Raw genomic sequence first — 13,410 nt, 5'->3', positions numbered from 1 at the left:
CATTACACCTCAGACCGTCAAATCGTTTTCGGATTTGATATTTATTGCTTCATTCAGAAGCTTCTGCAGAACCGCAGCAAAGACGCCGACCACGAGGGCGGCAAATATGGGCACCATCCCCATGAGGATTATGCCGGGTGCATCATCAATTTCTGCGACGATATAGATGAAGGGCAGGATTATTGCATAGATCAGGCTGATTGAAAAAGCGGCGAATTTGATTTTCTTCAGCGCTTTGACGGAAAGGTCTGAGAATGCCTTTTTGCCATCAATGTAGTTCAGCAGCTTGAAAGACTGATACAGCGCGAATATGAAGGGGATGACTGTCAGCAGTACGCCGATGACGATGGGGTAGAGTATCATTGCATACTCGGGATTGAATGGATTTCGCAGCAGAAAGTATATTGCGAATCCGGCACCCGCAAGGACGGGCAGGGCCATCAGGATGACAGCAGCTTTCAGAAATAATGATGATCCACGTTCCATTTCATACACCTCACAATTTGTTATACAATTATAATAATATATTATTTATCGATTATCAATAAATAAATATTGAAATATGATAAAACATCTACAAGCATTCTGAAGAGATGACGCGCCTCGCCGACAGGGAAATCATCAAAGCTCTCGTGAAGCGCGACAAGAACCATGCTTCCGTCGTCCTTTGGAGCATTGCGAACGAGCCGGCTTCTGAAGAAGAGGGTGCCTATGACTACTTCAAACCGCTCTATGACCTGACGAAGGAATGCGACCCGCAGAAACGTCCAGCTAGAGTGGTCACACACCTCATGGCAACTCCTGTCACTCTTCGGATGCATCCCATGTTATAGTAGCTGATATAAGTACATGGATTAGAGGGATTTTATGGATTTGTTATTTCTTATATTATCATTTCTGGCTGCGCTGGCGGCTGTAGTCGTTTTTGGTGTGGGCCTGTTCAAATATGTCGGACGGGGGAAGTACAGGGAGACATGGCAGATGTCGCTCATGATGATGACGATCGCCTCTGTGCTTGCCCTCATGGCGACCCTGATGGATGCCGATCTGAGTCTTGGGATGGGATTCATGGTGATGGGCATATATCTCCTTTTGACTGCAGTGGGCATTCTATTGGTGTACATCGTCAAAAAAGCTAAAAATGACAATGCCCAGGGATATGTGAGGTATGCCGCCATCACGCTGCTTGCTGCACTTGCAGTTATGATAATCCCGCTGTTTATGATGGATAACGCTGAGAACCCGGTTCGGGAAATCAATGAAACTTTCGGCTCTGAAGAGAGGAGTGCAGACAGGATTCCGGTAGAGGTGGCTTCGTTCATCGACGGCGATACGACAAAGTTCCACTTTGAGGGGGAAGCGGCCTCCTTCAGATATCTGCTCATTGATACGCCGGAGACGAACCACCCGAGAATCGGGGAGCAGCCATTCGGGGAAGAGGCATCAGCCCGAACCAAAGAGATTCTCGAAGATGCGGATGAAATCGAAGTTGAATTCGATGTCGGTCCAAGACAGGATCATTACGAGAGGTATCTGGCCTATGTCTATGCAGATGGGGAGATGGTCAATGAAATCCTTGTGAGGGAAGGTCTGGCCCAGGTCAAATACATCAATCCGCCGAACACTACCCATCTGGACCTGTTGGAGGAGGCGGAAGAAAAAGCTGAGTCGGAAGGCCTTGGCATATGGTCGCTGGAGCGGCCGTACGACTCTGAAGGAGAGGAATCGGAGACAGGAAGTGGAACATTCCGAAACTGTACAGAGTTGAGGGAAGTCCACCCGGACGGTGTCGCGGAAGGCCATCCCGCCTATACCCTTCAGATGGATGGGGACCGGGATGGCATGGCTTGCGAATGACGTGAATCTGTTTGTTTGATAGTTGGGCGAAAGTTCCATACAATGTAGGTAGACTATAAAAGGAGTTGAGCTTCTAATGAAACCTTTGTATGAGGTAACAATGATCAACACAGGCGGTAGGGACGGCGAAGTCCATAGCGAAGACAAGTCATTTTCAATGAATGTCAAGCAGCCGAAGCAGATGTCCGGAGAAGATACTAAGGAAACAAACCCAGAACAGCTTTTTGCAGCGGCATACAGTGCATGCTTCAATAGTGCGCTTGATGGTGTGCTGAAAAAGGCGAAAGAGGAAAATACCGACCGTGTAGTCAACGCAACGGCAAGACTCTTGAAGGACGAATCGGACGGCGGCTTCAAACTTTCTGCAGCAATCGAAGTGGAATTCGATGGTGTGGCAGAGGATAAGGCCCAGCAATATGTTGAAGATGCACACAAACTGTGTCCTTACTCCAAGATGGCACGTGATGGCATCGATGTGGAACTGAAGGGTACAACGAAATAAGGAAGAACAAATCGATGGGAAGCCTGAAGGCTTCCCGTTTTTTATTGGAAAAGATGATACAATTGTAATGGTTCATTCATTGGCGGGTCGACAGGATGCGTCAAAAGAGGAGGAAAACCATATGATATATTTTTTGAGCGTCCTTTACATAGCGGGCATACTGCTTTCTACATACCTGATGGCACGGACGGAGGAGCTGCGGACGAGACGGGGGATCTACGGATATTTCGGCTTCATTACGATAGGCTTCCTCATCAGTCTGATCCTGATCGGTGCCTTCGATGTCAGTGGTGATTCCGCCCGACGGATACTGGTGTTCGCCTATCTCTATGTCATCCCGTTCATGATGCTGATCGGATATAAGCTGTTGGGGTTCATCAAGGTGTATAAAAGATGGCAGATGGTCATACTTGGTATTGTGGGACTCTTCAACCTGCTGATATTCGGCTACCTGCTGCTGTTCATCTTCACGATCCTTTTCTATTACATGGTACAGGCGTAAAAAGAAGCATCCATGGAGGCGATGTCTCCATGGATGCTTCTTTTTCATATCATAAGCGCGATCATCGCAATCAGTATACCCGTCAGGCCCATCCTGAGCGAGAATCCCATATTCATTTTCGTGATCCTGTAGGGGTTGATGCCCATGCTCTGGGCGGTCATGGTTGCGTTGATGCCGTACGGTGCGGCAGCGGATATGCCCATGCCGCAGACGACCATGACGATGCCTATTGAAAGCACATTTTCCGGGGTCATGACCGGGACAAGGACTTCCGCCAGTATGGCGAGTGTTGCTACGGGATGGACGCCGAACATGGCGAGCCCATAGATGACTGCCATGATGAGCAGCAGGATCAGTATGAGGAATGAATCGACATAGCCGAAGACCTGCTGCATCACTCCAGGGACACTGCTGCTGTTGAATCCGCCGGAAAAGATGCCGAGCGACAGGAAAAGCACCGAGAAGTTCTGGAGATGGTTGTTGTGGTTCTTCCATGTGGCCCATCCTGTCTTGATGAATATGGGGAACCGCTTCATGATAAACGCCGTGGCAAAGGAGAATGGAATGATGATCAGTGCAACTGTCATGACGAAGCCGAGGTCCGAATTCATATTGAATACCATGACGATGCTGAGGAAACTGATCAGCAGGAGGACCATCTTCATGATCGACCGGCCGAGTGCCCGGCGATCGATTTCATCGAAGGGCGCATCGAGTGTGATGTCGTTGAACTCACGCCTAGTCAGGAAGACTTCTGTCATGCCGACGATTATCGATGTCACCAGCAGCCAGGGCAGGAGGGTGAAGTAGGAGACATCTGTCGAGTCGACCGTCAGACCGACGATGACTTCAAGTGGACTCCATATGACCGCAAGTGCAAATGCCCGCAGCGTGGATTTGATGATGAATTCATTCCTGAATCCGACTGATGTCTTTCTGAACAGTTCTCTGAGCACCTGCTGTATGATGTAGATGGCCGACAGGTTCAGGAATACCGCAAGGAAATAGGAGGTGACGACGCTTCTGCCATAGATTTTCTCGACCCTGTTCGCACGGTCCTGTATCATCTCAGTGATGCTTTCATCAAGTCCCCCCACCTTTACGACCGTACCTATCCATGGCAGGGTGCTGAAGAATAGCAGGAGGGGAAGGTTGCTTGTCGTGTTGCTGATGATCACACCGATGCTCCCGCCGGACGTGAGGGTGAAGAGTGACCCTGCAATGATGAAGAGGCCGCCGATCAGCTTGAACAGTCTTGTGCTGAAGACCCAGGAGATGAGAAGCACGCCCACAGCCAGATAGTCGACGAATGCCCCCAAAATCCCGACACCGCTGAAGAAATAGATCAGGAAAAGGATGAACAGGACAGCATATATGTAGAAGAAGTTCTTTAGTATGGTCTGATTGTAGAGTATATTCAATGTAATACCTGCTTTCACGATAAATATGAATCAGATGGAGCTTGTGGATATATTCATTAATTATATGATAGATGAGAGCACTTTGCCAAAGCTATTTAAATGTTCCAACAAATTGAAACGGAATAGAAAAAAGGCAGAGATGCTCTGCCTTCAGATATAGGAGTAGTCGCTTATGTCGAGTGTCGTCTCTTCGCCGCTCAGATGCGCGGCGACTTCATGTCCGACGAATGGGCTGGCGGTCAGGCCGGTCGCTCCCATTCCGTTGATGACGAAGACATCTTCTTCCACCTTTCCAAGGAAAGGGAGGAAGTCCCGTGTGTAGGGCTTCAGCCCCACCATCATTTTGACATCCTCGATTTCGGAGTCGGGGAAATAGCGGTGGGCGAGTCCCCGCAGATATTCATGGTTTTCGGCTGAAGGTTCTGCTGAAAAACTTTCTGTATCTTCATGTGTCGTCCCGATGGCATACTGGTTCAAGCCCATTTCTACGATGTAGATTGGCCCCAAGGCCATGACGACGGGGGCGTGGTCCTCCTTCATTCCATCCTTGAGTTTGAAATGCAGCACTTCGGACCGCTGATGGCGGATTTTCGGATCGGTATCCTGTTCTATGCCCCATGCACCTGTCGCATAGATGACGGTGCCTTCAGCCTTCTCGGCATCAAAATCTGCGGTGATCCATTCGCCGCCATGTTTCAGGAATCCGGCCTTCAGTGCCTTGAGCAGGCTGGCCCCCTTCACCTGGCCCCCGCCTTCGACGAATACACCGGGGTAGAGTCCCGTCAGATCCGGATGCATCTGTTTCACTTCTTCACGGGAGACCATGCGGACTTCCCCCATCTCCGGTGCATCGGGCTTTTTTGCACTTATCCTGTCGAAGGCCAGGCTTTGTACATGATCATCCTTGAAAAGGCTGATCGAGCCCTCACGCCGGTAACCGGTGTCGAGCCCCGTCTCCTCCTGGAGCCGGGCGATGAAGTCAGGATAGTATTTGGCACTTTCCTTGACCAGGCGGTACCATTTCTTATTTCTCCTCTGGCTGACCCAGGGGCATATGATTCCGGCGGAGGCGTCTGTCGCCTGACCGGTATCGGCACGGTCGTAGACTGTCACCTGATGCCCCTTCCGGGCGAGATGATAGGCTGTCGAAGCACCCGCGATGCCGCCGCCGACGATTGTAAAACTTGCCATTCGATTCACTCCTGTCAGTTGTTTGGACGATATCATTTATAGGATAGTCTAACATTATTTGTGCCGATTGTGTTACAGTGCTTTTGAAAGGGGAGAGGATATTGGGAAATAAATATGTACTCGACATCTTCAGGGATCGATCTGCGATCCGGACTTTGAATATACTGGCCATATCACTCACCGTCCTGTCGTTCATCGCATTCTACCTGCTGGACCTGTTCCTGGCTGATGACGCAGGATCTGCCCTGATCGGAATGGAATCCTTCGGCATCATCGGTGCGGTCCTCCTGATCATGGCGATCCTGTTTGCAATCATCACCGTTCACGAAGGCATACACGGCCTGTTCTTCAAGCTCTTCCATCCGAAGGGGAAGATCCGGTTCGGCTACAAAGCGGGCATGTTCTATGCTGCAGCACCAGGTGAGGTGTTTACGAGAAGGCAGTTTGCAATCGTGATCCTGATGCCATTCGTCGTAATCACTTCGGTGATGCTGATCATGATGTTCACAGTGCCCCACGGAGCCTATAAATATCTGCTGGCACTCCACACTGGGGCATGCGCAGGCGACTTCTACTACATATATCTTATAATGAAGCATCGGAATATGAAGTATGTGGAAGATACAGAAGTCGGCATGACGATGTATGAAGGCTATCCAGCAGATTCATGATAGGAACATCTGTTCGTTCTATGTTATAATTTGGGCAAATATTTTAAAACAGGTGGATGCTATGGAGAGAAGGATCATTCATATCGATATGGATGCGTTCTATGCCCAGGTGGAGCAGCGTGATAATCCGTCATACCGGGGGAAACCGGTCATCGTCGGCGGAAAGTCCGCAAGCCGGGGTGTAGTGGCGACAGCAAGCTATGAAGCGAGGAAATTCGGCGTGCATTCGGCGATGCCGACAAAGCAGGCCTACAAGCTCTGTCCCGACGGCATATATGTCAGGCCGCGATTCGACCAGTACAAGGCGGTTTCGAAGCAGATCATGGACATCTTCCTATACTACACTGAAATAGTGGAGCCGCTCTCCCTGGATGAAGCATACCTGGACATCACCCATCTCGTTTCAAGGGAGCGCTCCGCCCAGTCGGTGGCATTGGATATACAGCGTGATATTTTTGATGCGACACGCCTGACATCATCAAGCGGCGTATCATACAATAAATACTTGGCTAAAATCGCCTCAGGCATGAATAAGCCTGCGGGGACGACGGTCATCCACTACGATAATGTACAGGACATCCTTTTTCGACTGGATATAGGAGATTTTCCGGGAGTGGGGCGTGTGACTGAAGAAAAGATGAAGTCACTGGATATCCATACGGGAGAGGATCTCTATCAATGGAGTGAAGCGGCCCTCATCGAGCAGTTCGGCAAGAAAGGGGCGAGCCTCCATCAGAAGGCCAGGGGCATCGGGACTTCGGAACTCAAGGTCGAAAGGGTCAGGAAATCAATCGGGAAAGAGACGACCTTCAACTATGATATCAATGAGGATGAGGAGATACTGAAGGTGATCGAAGAATTGTGCGGCAAGGTGAGCGCCCGGCTTGAGCTGCAGCAATTTGCCGGGAAGGTGGTCACCGTCAAGATGAAGACGGCTGATTATGTTTCGCACACTAGACAGATGATGACGAACAACCCGGTCTTTACGGAAGACGAGATATACCGTTACGCCTACAGCCTCTACCATGAACTGAAAGACCCCGATGTGCCCATAAGGCTCATCGGGGTGACTGTTTCGCAGCTTTCGGATAGGACTTACCGTAACTTGACGATATACGACTTCATGTAGTGCCGTCTTTCGGCCTGCTGTTGGTCTGCACCTTCTTATGGGTGCTGGAGCCGGCCTTGTGGTGCTGGACGATCATCTGATAGATGATGATGATCTCATAAAGCAGATGAATCTTGAAGGCGTCCGCCTCTTCATCCAGATTCCTGATATGGCGTCTGATGAAGCGGACGGCGGAGTTGGTCATCGTCAGCTCGTCAAGATCACGGTTGAGGTAGTCGATGATCTCTTCGACTGCCGCTGTTTCCTGGGAAGTGAATTTCATCGAGATGTCTTCGGGCAGGTAGATCAGGTTGCCGAGGTGGGTGAAGTACAGCTTTTTGAACTGGAGCTCCCGCTCCAGCTGGTTCATCAGGCGCATCTCTTCACGATTTGATTTGTGGTACCGGTATTCATCCTGCTGGTATTTGAGCAGTTTTTCGGCATCGGTGATGGCGTTCTGCACCTTGGTATAGGCCCTCTCGCTCTTGTCGGATTCGTACTTGCCGGCAATCAGTTCCCCGAGCCTCTGGATCAGCAGGCTGTGGGTTTGCTGGGTCGTCGATTTTGTGATTTCCTCGATCTGCCCGGCATACTTCGGCGGCAGTATCAGAAAGTTGATCAGTGTGCTGGTAGCGAGTCCAATCGTCGTGGTCGCCAGCCTGGAAAGGAAGTTGAAAACGTAGGCATCCTGTACAGAAGGGACCATGGCGACTGCAGTGATGGCTGCAACAAGCACACCCGAATGCAGATTCAGCCGATAGGTGACAAGTATGGTCAGCGTCGCCGCCAGTGAGTAGGTGAAGGCGTTCTCACCGAAGATGTACAGTGATGTCACCGCAATGAAGGCACCGATGATGGAGGCCGGAAAACGGACATACGCCTTCTTCAACGAAGCATAGGCCGTCGGCTCGATCGTCACGATGGCGGTGATGACGGCGAAGATCGGCGGCAGGTCGAGTGCCATGCATATCAGGGCTGTCAGAAACGTTGAGAGGCCTGTTTTAATGATCCTTGGACCAATGATTTTACGGATGTCAAATTTCATATTCATGCTTCTTTCAATAATTTTAAGTATACGACTCTAGTATAGCATGAAGAGTTTGTTATAATAATTGATAGGATAAAAATTTTTAAAGTAAGTAGGGTAGCAAATGATCATTAAAACTGATGAAGAAATGCAGCAGCTTGAAGAAATCGGACAGATTTGCGGCAAGGTGCTGAAGGAACTTGTAGAAACGACGAAAGTGGGGATGACCACTAAGGAAATCGATGAGCTGGGAGGCAGGCTCCTTGAAGAGATGGGCGCCGAGAGTGCCCCGATCAGTGAATACGAATTTCCGGGCCATACATGCATAAGCGTAAACGAAGAGGTGGCCCACGGCATCCCGGGCAGCCGCGTCATCAATGAGGGGGACATCGTCAACATAGACGTCTCCGCCAAGAAGAACGGCTATTTTGCAGATACAGGCCTCTCCTTCATCGCCGGCACTTCCTCAGACCCGTTGAAACAGAAGGTCATCGATGTGTGTGAAGCCTCTTTTGAAGAAGCACTTAAGAAGATCAAGCCCGGCACCAAGGTCAGCCAGATTGGACGTGCAGTGCACAAAGTGGCGCGACAGAACGGGCTCACGGTCATCAAGAATCTCACAGGACACGGTGTAGGAAGAAGTCTTCATGATGCGCCGAAGCACATAATGAACTACTACGAGCCTGGAAATAGCGAACTGCTCAAGGAAGGCATGGTCATCGCAGTGGAGCCGTTCATCTCCACGAAGGCCGCCTTTGTCACAGACGGCAAGAACGACTGGGCATTTGAAACGAAGGATGGCAGCTATGTAGCCCAGAAGGAGCATACAATCGTCGTTACAAAAGAAGGTCCGAAACTGCTGACACTGGTGGAGGACTAGAAAGCAAAGAAGCGTGGCATACGATTGTATGCCACGCTTCTTTGCGTTGGACCGGCCATCAGCCGGCTTCTTTATACTCTGGTGAAGCTTCGTTCTCTTCTGTTTGAGAAACGGCTTCATCAGTGTCATCCGGCTGAGGAGTTTCAATCTCATGATGAAAGTCATCGAAGTAGTACATGAAGCCGCCACCGCCTTCGTTGATCATGCGGTCAACATCAACATTCCGGCTACCTCTCCTGTCTCTGTTCATCACTATCCCCTCCTTTATTTACATTATACACCTTTCGGGGGCAATTACAAACTATCAAACTGAACAATCAGACACTTTGAAGGTTGAAAAATCCCCTCTGCTGTAAAGTGGAATTACAGCAGAGGGGATTGTTGCCTCTATTCTTCTTCATACCCGTTGATGACGAGGTCGACTTTCCCATTTTCAGGGTTGATGACCGTGCCATGTACCGGCATATCCGGTACCATCAGCGGATGATGTTTGATCTTTCCAACACTTTCTGTGATGCTCTCCTCGACGCTGTCGAAGCCCTTCAGCCAATTTTTGATGTCTATATCCGAGTTTTCGAGGGTCTCGAAAGTCTCTTCCGTGATGCCGCGGGCTTTCATGTTGTCGATCATCGGCTCAGGCTTCAGGGCGCCGAACCCACAGTCGTGGTGGCCCATGACCATGACTTCATCTGCACCGAGCATATAGACCGCAACCAGTATACTCCGCATCGTGCTTCCATATGGATGGGAAATGACTGCGCCGGCATTCTGTATATGCTTGATGTCCCCATTGCTGAGCCCGAGGGCTTTCGTTGAGAGTTCTGTAAGCCGGGTGTCCATACAGGATATCAGGACAAGCTTCTTGTCAGGTGATTTGGTGGTTACATACTTTTCGTATTCCTTGCTGGCTACAAACTGTTCGTTGAATTCAAGCAAATCATGCAGTAGACTCATTATTCGCAGTTTCCTCTCCTTGTTCTCTCATTGCCCGCTTATGCAGTATCGCATTGATCTGGGCGCCGAGTATGATGATGACTCCAGTGATATACAACCATAATATCAGAATGATGACGCCGGCGATACTGCCGTATGTTGCAGAATAGTTGCCGAAGTTGGAAATATAGAAGCTGAAGCCCCATGATGCGACTAGGAATGCGATTGTCGTGAATAGGGCCCCCGGTATGACTGCTTTGACCTGCAGTTTGATGTTCGGCGCCGTCGTATAGATGACGACGAAGACGATGAACACGAGAAGTACTGGGAGCAGGCTTCTGACCCAGTTCCATATTACCTGGAACTGCTGATCGAGACCGATGACCCCGAACATCAGGTTACCAATCTGTTCACCAAACACGATGAGTACGAATGTAAGCAATACGGATACTGCCAGGATGATGGTGAATACTATGGAAAGCAGCTTGGCAACGACGAAGTTCCTGTTGTCTTCCACATCATAGGCGACGTTGAAGGCATTCATGAGTGCCGTCATACCGTTCGATGCGGACCACAGTGTCACCAGCAGACCCACTGAGAGCAGTCCGCCGTTAGAATTCTGCATAACGTCAGAAATTACGCCTTCAAGCATGCCGGCTATATCGGATGGTGCATAATCCTGGATGAACTGGGTGATCATCTGCTGGTCGATCTGGAATAGCGGGACCAACGTCAGCAGGAAGATCAGCAGCGGGAAGATCGCAAGCAGGAAGTAGTAGGCGAGCTGCGCCCCCATGCCGGATGTATTATCCTTTGAAAACTGGAACATAAGACTTTGGAAAAAATTAGGATTATCCTTGTGCTTTGCCGGTTTGTTGATCTTTGATACGTAGAAGGTCTCATCCGGCTTCTTTGAGGCCTTGGATTTGAACTTTACATTATCTACGAAGGTTTCGTCTTCTGCATTCTGTGACTTTTTAGCCTGGGATTCCTTGGATTCCTGTTTTGTCTGGTTCAAATAATCCGAATTGGTAGGTTTATCTGCCATATCCTCACTCCTTTAAAAATAAAAGGGCCAACAGTCGTCAGCCCTTCAATGGATCATCAGTTCAACTGCTTCTGTTCACGCTTCTTCTGGAATGTATCTTTCGCATCCTTGATGGACTGTTCGAGTTCAGGGTTGTTCTGTCTGATCTCTTCGATTGTTTCTTTCCAGAACATGATTTCATCCTTGAGTCCTTCAATCTTGGATGGCTGGCCGGAATCGGAGGAGAGTTTATCCTTCGCTTCATCCGGGTTCTGTGCATAGTACTTCAGATCCTTCGAACGGCTGAGTACGGATTGTCTTGTATTTTTGTCGATCAGGCTGAGTCCAGCACCTACGACTGCTCCAATGAGAACAGCGGGTATCAATTTGTTATCCATGTAAAATTCTCCTTTGTATGTGATTTATAGTTGCTTATAACCATTTTAAACTAACTTCAAACTTTATTCAGTGAATAACAGGATTATAAATTTTATTATCATATGAACTTTGTTACTATTATAATGACATTTAATATATTGGTATGGAGGAATTCAAATGAATAAGGCAGATATGCTGAAAGAGATAGAGGAATCACTGAACGTGGTGAACAAGGGGCTTTTCAATGCGGATGATTTCGACGATGGGAACACTGAGGAAATCCGCGAGATTCACGAGATGGTGACGGGCAGGAACCAGATAACGGCAATCGAACAGTCGGCAATCATCGAAGAGCTTTCAAAACTGAGGAAATGAAGGAGAATACATATGACACAATTTGAAGAGAAACTTGAAAAATATGCAGATCTTCTGGTGGACGTAGGACTCAATGTCCAGCCGGATGGCCGGGTATTCATCAGGGGGGCGCAGGACGCACTCCCGCTGATCAGGCTCGTGACCGAGAAGGCCTACCAGAAAGGTGCAAAGGAAGTGAAGGTCGTCCTTTCCGATGACAGGCTGACGCAGCTGCATGCCAAAAACCAGTCCAAGGATGAGCTGAGCACGATCCATCAATGGGCCATAGATGAACGAATGTTCTACTCGGACGAAAAGGCCGGGTTCCTGAGCATCACCTCCTCATCACCGGAACTGCTGAAGGATGTGGATCCCGAGAAGCTGCAGGCAATGCAGGTGGCTTCAGGCCGCGCTTTCAAAGATTTCTCGAACCGCATCCAGTCGGACTACCACAGCTGGTGTGTGGCGGGCTATCCGTCCGTAGAATGGGCCAGGCTGGTGTTCCCAGATAAGGATGATGAAGCGGCTGTTGCAGCACTGATGGACCTCATCTTCTATACCGTCCGTGCAGATGTCGACGATCCTGTATCGGCATGGGAGAAGCATGATGCGACGCTCCATGAAAAGGTGGACTACCTGAATACCAGGAAGTATAAGGCGCTCAGATATGAAGCGCCGGGTACAGACCTCGTAATTGGTCTGCCAAAAGGACATCTGTGGGCCGGCGCCTCCAGCCTGAACGCGGATGGCGAAAAGTTCATGGCGAACATGCCGACCGAAGAGGTGTTCAGTGTGCCGGACCGGAACCGGGTCGACGGCTACGTATCCAACACGCTGCCGCTCAGCCATGGAGGCAATCTGATCGATGATTTCAAGCTGACATTCAAGGACGGCAGAGTCGTCGATTTCGAAGCGGGCAGAGGATATGAAGTGCTCAAGAATATACTGGACGCCGATGAAGGGGCAAGACACCTTGGAGAGGTGGCGCTGGTACCTGATGACTCACCGATCTCCAATGCGGGTAAACTCTTCTACAACACACTGTTCGATGAAAATGCCTCATGCCACATCGCTCTCGGCAGTGCCTACGCATTCTGTCTCGAAGGCGGCAAGACCATGTCACGGGAAGAACTGGAGGCGGCGGGGCTCAATGATTCCATCACGCATGTCGACTTCATGATCGGTTCCGACCAGCTGGACATCTATGGCATCACTGAAGATGGCACAGAAGAGAAAGTGTTTGAAAAAGGGAACTGGGCCTTTTAAATTATAGATAGTACAAGTGCGGCCTTTATGTTAAAATATAATCAATAGGAAAAGTACCATTAGGAGGGTTTTTCATGAGCTTTGCAATGATGTTTCTCGTAATGCTGGCATTTCTTTTTGCCATCTTTGCATTTGCCCTGATCCTGCACCACTTCCTGTCCAAGGCGCTTCCAGGCAAGGATGCGATTGTGATCGATACACCGGAAGAGGCGCTGGAACGTCAGGAGTAGCAGTTTCCAATAGAAGAAATCGGGAAGGGATATCCATTATCCCTTCCTTTTTAATGCCTGAAA

General features: G+C 49.4%; 17 protein-coding genes and 1 pseudogene. 10 read left to right on the top strand and 8 right to left on the bottom strand.

Annotation, left to right across the window (positions count from 1 at the left end; translation table 11 throughout):
• Positions 1–9: 9 nt before the first annotated feature.
• Complete coding sequence (locus EDC33_RS09340) at positions 10–486, bottom strand: DUF2975 domain-containing protein (protein ID WP_124010963.1); 477 nt, start codon at positions 484–486, stop codon at positions 10–12.
• Positions 487–611: 125 nt separating this feature from the next.
• On the opposite strand from EDC33_RS09340, the pseudogene EDC33_RS09335 reads away from it, so the two are divergent.
• From EDC33_RS09335 to EDC33_RS09320, 4 genes and pseudogenes are all read left to right on the top strand, one after another.
• Positions 612–803 (top strand): annotated as a pseudogene (locus tag EDC33_RS09335) (glycoside hydrolase family 2 TIM barrel-domain containing protein); the annotation flags it as partial.
• Between the two features lie 64 nt (positions 804–867).
• Positions 868–1,857, top strand: a complete 990-nt coding sequence (locus EDC33_RS12810) for a thermonuclease family protein (protein ID WP_229716745.1) — start codon at positions 868–870, stop codon at positions 1,855–1,857.
• 76 nt (positions 1,858–1,933) lie between these two features.
• On the top strand, positions 1,934–2,359 hold the full coding sequence (locus tag EDC33_RS09325) for an Ohr family peroxiredoxin (protein WP_040106385.1): 426 nt from the start codon (positions 1,934–1,936) through the stop codon (positions 2,357–2,359).
• 121 nt (positions 2,360–2,480) lie between these two features.
• The gene (locus EDC33_RS09320; protein ID WP_124010961.1) at positions 2,481–2,861 is read left to right on the top strand and encodes a hypothetical protein; all 381 of its coding nucleotides are present in this window, start codon (positions 2,481–2,483) and stop codon (positions 2,859–2,861) included.
• Between the two features lie 44 nt (positions 2,862–2,905).
• Here EDC33_RS09320 and EDC33_RS09315 read toward each other — a convergent pair whose 3' ends face one another.
• Positions 2,906–4,282 (bottom strand): hypothetical protein, encoded by a 1,377-nt coding sequence (locus EDC33_RS09315; protein ID WP_124011208.1) that lies wholly within the window; start codon positions 4,280–4,282, stop codon positions 2,906–2,908.
• 150 nt (positions 4,283–4,432) lie between these two features.
• Positions 4,433–5,473 carry an NAD(P)/FAD-dependent oxidoreductase gene (locus tag EDC33_RS09310; RefSeq protein WP_124010960.1) on the bottom strand — a complete coding sequence of 347 codons (1,041 nt, stop codon included), beginning with the start codon at positions 5,471–5,473 and terminating at the stop codon, positions 4,433–4,435.
• Between the two features lie 101 nt (positions 5,474–5,574).
• Here EDC33_RS09310 and EDC33_RS09305 point away from each other — a divergent pair, with 101 nt between their 5' ends.
• Both EDC33_RS09305 and dinB read left to right on the top strand, forming a co-directional pair.
• A complete protein-coding gene (locus EDC33_RS09305) occupies positions 5,575–6,144 on the top strand; it encodes a DUF3267 domain-containing protein (protein WP_229716747.1) in 570 nt (189 codons plus the stop codon).
• 61 nt (positions 6,145–6,205) lie between these two features.
• Positions 6,206–7,273, top strand: coding sequence for a DNA polymerase IV (gene dinB / locus EDC33_RS09300; RefSeq protein WP_124010959.1), 1,068 nt, complete (start codon positions 6,206–6,208; stop codon positions 7,271–7,273).
• Here dinB and EDC33_RS09295 read toward each other — a convergent pair.
• Complete coding sequence (locus tag EDC33_RS09295) at positions 7,266–8,297, bottom strand: FUSC family protein (protein ID WP_124010958.1); 1,032 nt, start codon at positions 8,295–8,297, stop codon at positions 7,266–7,268. The two genes, dinB and EDC33_RS09295, sit on opposite strands and share 8 nt — an antisense overlap.
• Positions 8,298–8,403: 106 nt before the next feature.
• Between EDC33_RS09295 and map the strand changes: the two genes are divergently transcribed.
• Positions 8,404–9,159 (top strand): type I methionyl aminopeptidase, encoded by a 756-nt coding sequence (gene map / locus EDC33_RS09290; RefSeq protein ID WP_124010957.1) that lies wholly within the window; start codon positions 8,404–8,406, stop codon positions 9,157–9,159.
• 58 nt (positions 9,160–9,217) lie between these two features.
• On the opposite strand, the gene EDC33_RS09285 is transcribed toward map, so the two are convergent.
• The 4 genes from EDC33_RS09285 to EDC33_RS09270 all read right to left on the bottom strand — a co-directional run bounded on the left by EDC33_RS09285 (position 9,218) and on the right by EDC33_RS09270 (position 11,517).
• Positions 9,218–9,409, bottom strand: a complete 192-nt coding sequence (locus EDC33_RS09285; protein ID WP_124010956.1) for a hypothetical protein — start codon at positions 9,407–9,409, stop codon at positions 9,218–9,220.
• A 137-nt stretch (positions 9,410–9,546) separates the two neighbouring features.
• Positions 9,547–10,113, bottom strand: coding sequence for a beta-class carbonic anhydrase (locus EDC33_RS09280; RefSeq protein ID WP_094907080.1), 567 nt, complete (start codon positions 10,111–10,113; stop codon positions 9,547–9,549).
• On the bottom strand, positions 10,097–11,140 hold the full coding sequence (locus EDC33_RS09275; RefSeq protein ID WP_094907081.1) for a YihY/virulence factor BrkB family protein: 1,044 nt from the start codon (positions 11,138–11,140) through the stop codon (positions 10,097–10,099). Before EDC33_RS09275 ends, EDC33_RS09280 begins: the two co-directional genes overlap by 17 nt.
• A 56-nt stretch (positions 11,141–11,196) precedes the next feature.
• Positions 11,197–11,517 (bottom strand): hypothetical protein, encoded by a 321-nt coding sequence (locus EDC33_RS09270; protein ID WP_094907082.1) that lies wholly within the window; start codon positions 11,515–11,517, stop codon positions 11,197–11,199.
• A 157-nt stretch (positions 11,518–11,674) separates the two neighbouring features.
• On the opposite strand from EDC33_RS09270, the gene EDC33_RS09265 reads away from it, so the two are divergent.
• From EDC33_RS09265 to EDC33_RS12670, 3 genes are all read left to right on the top strand, one after another.
• Positions 11,675–11,872, top strand: coding sequence for a DUF1128 family protein (locus EDC33_RS09265; RefSeq protein ID WP_040106375.1), 198 nt, complete (start codon positions 11,675–11,677; stop codon positions 11,870–11,872).
• Between the two features lie 12 nt (positions 11,873–11,884).
• A complete protein-coding gene (locus EDC33_RS09260) occupies positions 11,885–13,117 on the top strand; it encodes an aminopeptidase (protein WP_124010955.1) in 1,233 nt (410 codons plus the stop codon).
• A 74-nt stretch (positions 13,118–13,191) separates the two neighbouring features.
• Positions 13,192–13,347 carry a hypothetical protein gene (locus EDC33_RS12670; RefSeq protein WP_170156391.1) on the top strand — a complete coding sequence of 52 codons (156 nt, stop codon included), beginning with the start codon at positions 13,192–13,194 and terminating at the stop codon, positions 13,345–13,347.
• Positions 13,348–13,410: the final 63 nt, after the last annotated feature.

It is taken from the genome of Salinicoccus roseus, assembly GCF_003814515.1.
In the GTDB taxonomy this organism is placed as follows: domain Bacteria; phylum Bacillota; class Bacilli; order Staphylococcales; family Salinicoccaceae; genus Salinicoccus; species Salinicoccus roseus.
The sequence above is the reverse complement of the archived record's forward strand: the minus strand, read 5'-3'. Positions and strand labels throughout refer to the sequence as shown.